We start from the raw sequence: 4,094 nt of genomic DNA on the forward strand, positions 1-4,094 counted from the left end.
CCCGGGCCAGACAGACCGTCACTTGTATTCGATCAACCGCGCCCGCGCGCGGGTCATCCGCCGCCACCAATAGGTCAGCGCGCCCTGCGCCTCGGGCAGTTTGGTCAGCGTCATGAAAAACGCCGCCGTCCATGACATCCCCCGCAACCGCAACCGCACCACCTGCGCCGGCCAGGCCAGCAGCAACAGCAGCGCCCAAGGTGTCGCCAGCGCACCCAGCACCGTCACCGCTGGCAGGACAAGCCCCCACAGGATGATCCGGCGCAGGGGCGCCACGCAATGCCGTTCCGGCGGCGCGCCATGCAGCGCCACCCCTTCGGCAAAGGCATAGCCGCCGCGGCGCGTCCGCTGCCACCACTGGCCAAACCGGGTCAGCGCGGCATCGTGCAGGGCCATTTCGGCATCCAGCCGCCAGATTTGCCAGCCCTGTTTGCGCAGACGCACGCAAAGTTCGGGTTCTTCGCCCGCGATCAGATCATCCTTGAACCCGCCCGCAAGCAAGACAGGCGCCAGCCGCATCATCGCGATCCCGCCGCAGGCCCGCGCTTTGCCGACCGGTGTGTTCCATTCGTTGTCACACAGCCTGTTATAAACCGAAGCATCGGGGTGTTTTTCACGCAAACGCCCCGCGACAGCCACCACATCCGGATGCGCCACCAGGAATGCGCGCGCTGTTTCAATCCAGTCAGGATGCAGCGTGCAATCACCGTCGATAAACTGCACAAAGGTCACGCGATCCGGCTTTTTCGACAGCCTTGCCAACCCGGCATTGCGCGCCCGTGCTGCCGTAAAGGGCTGGGTCATATCCAGCGCCACAACCTCTGCCTGACGGGCCCGCGCCGCATCCTGGCTGCCGTCGGTGGACCCGCTGTCAACATAGATGATCCGCGCGGCAGCGCCTTGCACCGCGTCCAGGCATGCAATCAACCGCGCGCCTTCGTTGCGCCCGATAACAATGACGGCAATGTCGTTTCCGGCCAGCGGGTCAGTCTTCCGGGGCATGCCCTGGCCTCAGTGGTTGCAGGAAGTTGATCCACAGATCGTGGCTTTCGGCATCCATCGCTTTTGGCACGGGTTTCCCTACAAACCGGCGCAGATGCGCCAGCCCCCGCCCGCACAACCACATCAGGTTTGCCAGGAACAACCCCGCATGACCATGGGCCTGATAAAAGAACCTTGTGCGCGCACTATAGTAATAGGCAGGCAGGCGTTTGCGCGCCGCACCCAATGCCTCGACCGGGCCACTGCCACCCTTGTAATGCACCGCCACCGCGCGCGGTTCCTGCACGATCTGCCAGCCCGCACGCCGCGCCTGCAGGCAATAGGCGGCGTCTTCGAAATAGAGGAAATACCCTTCGTCCATCGGGCCGACCTGATCCACCATCGCGCCACGCAACAGGATGCAGGCAAAACTGGCCCATTCCACCGCAGCGGGCTCGGCGGGCGGTTGCAGGGCGACCACATGGCGCTGCAACAGCTTTGTAACCGGCCCGCTGGCCGCACCGCGGATCAGTTCGCTGGCGGGGGAATGAAACCGGAAACAGCTGACCTGCACATCGCCATCGTCGGTTGCGATCTGCGGGGCGATCAGCCCGGCGCGGGGGTTGGCATCCGCCGCCGCAAGGATCTGCGCCAGAAACCCCGGCCGCAGCAGCGCGTCGGAATTCAGGATCAGGTAATGATCGGCCCGCACCGCCGCCATGCCAAGGTTATGCCCGCCGGAAAACCCGCTGTTCCGGTCAGATTGCACCAGCGTGACCGGCGTGCCCGCAGGCTGTGCCGCGATCCAATCCGCGATCACGTCGGCTGATCCGTCACCCGAGGCATTATCGACCACCACCACCTGCGCCTCCAGATCGCCGATATCGGCCAGCACCGATTCCACGCAGGCGATGGTCATCGGCCCGGTGCGGTAATTGATGATTGAAATGGCAATACGGCAGGTCATTTATGCGCGGGCCTCAATGGGGGTTTCTTGCGGTCAATCCGCTGCACCTGCCGGGTATAAAGGCTTTGTGGCGCGGGTGTGGCCGGGGGGGCAGCCCCGGCCCGGCGATAGGCAGGATCGGCAGGCGCAGGCGCCGCTGCCGCCCCTTGCGCACGCGCGGCCTTTTGCAGCTCCAACCGCCCCCACAGCGCCCCCCCGATCAGCCAGGTCAGCGGCATGTTGGAACTATTGGGCACCATATCCACCAGATTCGCCGCCAGAATAAGCGTCAGAACAGAGGTTTCCATGCCAATGTCATAACGGCGACGGTGCCAGAGCAGCAGGAAAACAGGCACAGTCAGCAGCCCAAAGCGCGCGATATAGCCAACCCAACCCTCGACGCCCAGAATGATGATCCACAGGCCATCCGTCACGCTGATGTCACGCCCGGCATCATTAAAAACCCGCGACCGGCCCCAACCGCCCCAGCCGAACAGCGGCCGCTCTGACGCTTTTGCCAGCAGGATTTCTTCGTTATCCAGTCGATATACAAACGACCCGGCGCGCTGCGGGTCGATATCTTCGGCAAACTGGATCACCTGCGCGATCGGCAATATCTGCGATGTCCGCGCCACCGGATAGGCCAGAAACACCCCCGCGATGATCGCGGCCGCCAGCAATTGCCCCCGCACCCCCAGAAAGATCACCACCGGCAACAGCACCGCCGTGATCATCACCGCGCCAAGGTTGCGCGACAAAAGCAGCGTCAGCCCCAGCCACAGCGCAGCCGCCAGAAACAGCCCGCGCCGCCGCGCGTCAACCCGCATCAGGCCAACCGTCGCCAGCAGGGACATCGCCAGAAAAATCCCCAACACCAGACCGTGGTTCAGAAACACGACGGGCCGAAACCCACCCCCCCGGATATGCTGTATCCAGCTATGCGGGAAAAATCCGTAAACCCAGCGGTTCAGCTGCGGTGACATCCGCACCTCGAACAAGGCCAGAAAAGCATAGCCGCCGGCGGCGACGCACAACACGATCAGCAAAAGCTTCTGCGCCGCCGGGTCTGCCAGATAGCGCCGCGCCAGCAAAAACGGGATCACCATCATCAGCGCCGCCACCGCCATGGAACCCGCATCATAAAACCGCAACCCCGGCAGACTGCGCGGTCCATAGGTCAGCGCATCGGTATTGGTGAAGGCCGTCATCACCGCCCCCAGCACCAGCATCACCAGCAACGCCAGAATGATCGGGTGGCGCGGGATCAACCCTTTGGGGCGCAGGTCATCAGAACGGTCATCTCTGGCAAAGATCAGCGCAAGGATCAGCGCCGTCAGCGCAGGCACCGTGGCCTTGTCCAGCGCAGGCAAGCCCGGCAGATTGAACGCCGTGCCCACGGGCAACAACAAGAACCCGCCCACGATCGTCACCAGGATCGCCAGCGGCAGCCGCAAGCGCTGGAAAAACACGATACTGATCACGGGCCAGACAAAGATGGCCAGAAGCGGCGGTATCATGGCTTAGCCCGGTCCCCGCTGGGGGCGTGATATCTGGAAGATCTGTGTGGGCATGATCTCTTTCACTCATCAGCAACCGCAGGGGGCCGTCACAAAATACACGCAAATACCTGCAAGGACGACCCTTGCCGCACCCTTCCTACCTGCCCGGGGCGCTGCGATCAAAGGTAATCTGCCCGCAACCCTGCCACAATCGCACCAGCGCAGGTTTACGCCTGCGAAAGCTTCCGACATAACAAGACCATTATCAAAGGATATTTCCCGGTATGCCCCGGACAAGCCCCCCCACCCCCCTGCCCCGTCTTGCCTATCTGACATCGCTTTACCCCGCGGCGTCGCATACATTCATCCTGCGTGAAGTCGCCGGATTGCGCGCGCTTGGGTTTGATGTGGCGACCTGTGCGGTGCGCCGCCCCGATGCCCGCCAGCTGACCGGCCCGCAAGAACGCGCCGCCCATAGCGATACGTTTTACATCATCGACGCCGCGCGCAAACCCGCCACCCTGCCCCGCGCCCTTTGGGCCGCGCTGGCACGACCGAAACGGCTGGCGCAAACCCTTGCACTGGCATGGCGCACCGCCCCCCCCGGCCTGCGTGGCGGGGCAAAACAGATCGCCTATCTGGCCGAGGCGTTGATCCTGGCACAGCAC

The 4,094-nt window shown here is 63.7% G+C and carries 3 protein-coding genes and 1 pseudogene; 1 reads left to right on the top strand and 3 read right to left on the bottom strand.

Annotated elements, in window-relative coordinates; genetic code table 11:
* Positions 1 to 18: 18 nt before the first annotated feature.
* The 3 genes from IBX59_RS14765 to IBX59_RS14775 are packed head-to-tail and all read right to left on the bottom strand — an operon-like array spanning position 19 to position 3,444.
* Entirely contained in the window at positions 19 to 1,002 is a 984-nt protein-coding gene (locus IBX59_RS14765) for a glycosyltransferase family A protein (RefSeq protein ID WP_296376929.1), read from the bottom strand.
* A complete protein-coding gene (locus tag IBX59_RS14770; protein ID WP_296376931.1) occupies positions 986 to 1,948 on the bottom strand; it encodes a glycosyltransferase family 2 protein in 963 nt (320 codons plus the stop codon). Before IBX59_RS14770 ends, IBX59_RS14765 begins: the two co-directional genes overlap by 17 nt.
* A complete protein-coding gene (locus tag IBX59_RS14775; RefSeq protein ID WP_296376934.1) occupies positions 1,945 to 3,444 on the bottom strand; it encodes a hypothetical protein in 1,500 nt (499 codons plus the stop codon). The genes IBX59_RS14770 and IBX59_RS14775 overlap by 4 nt, the downstream gene beginning before the upstream one ends.
* Before the next feature lie 266 nt (positions 3,445 to 3,710).
* Here IBX59_RS14775 and IBX59_RS14780 point away from each other — a divergent pair.
* A pseudogene (locus IBX59_RS14780) lies at positions 3,711 to 4,094 on the top strand (colanic acid biosynthesis glycosyltransferase WcaL); the annotation flags it as partial.

The organism is Yoonia sp. (assembly GCF_014859355.1).
GTDB lineage: Bacteria > Pseudomonadota > Alphaproteobacteria > Rhodobacterales > Rhodobacteraceae > Yoonia.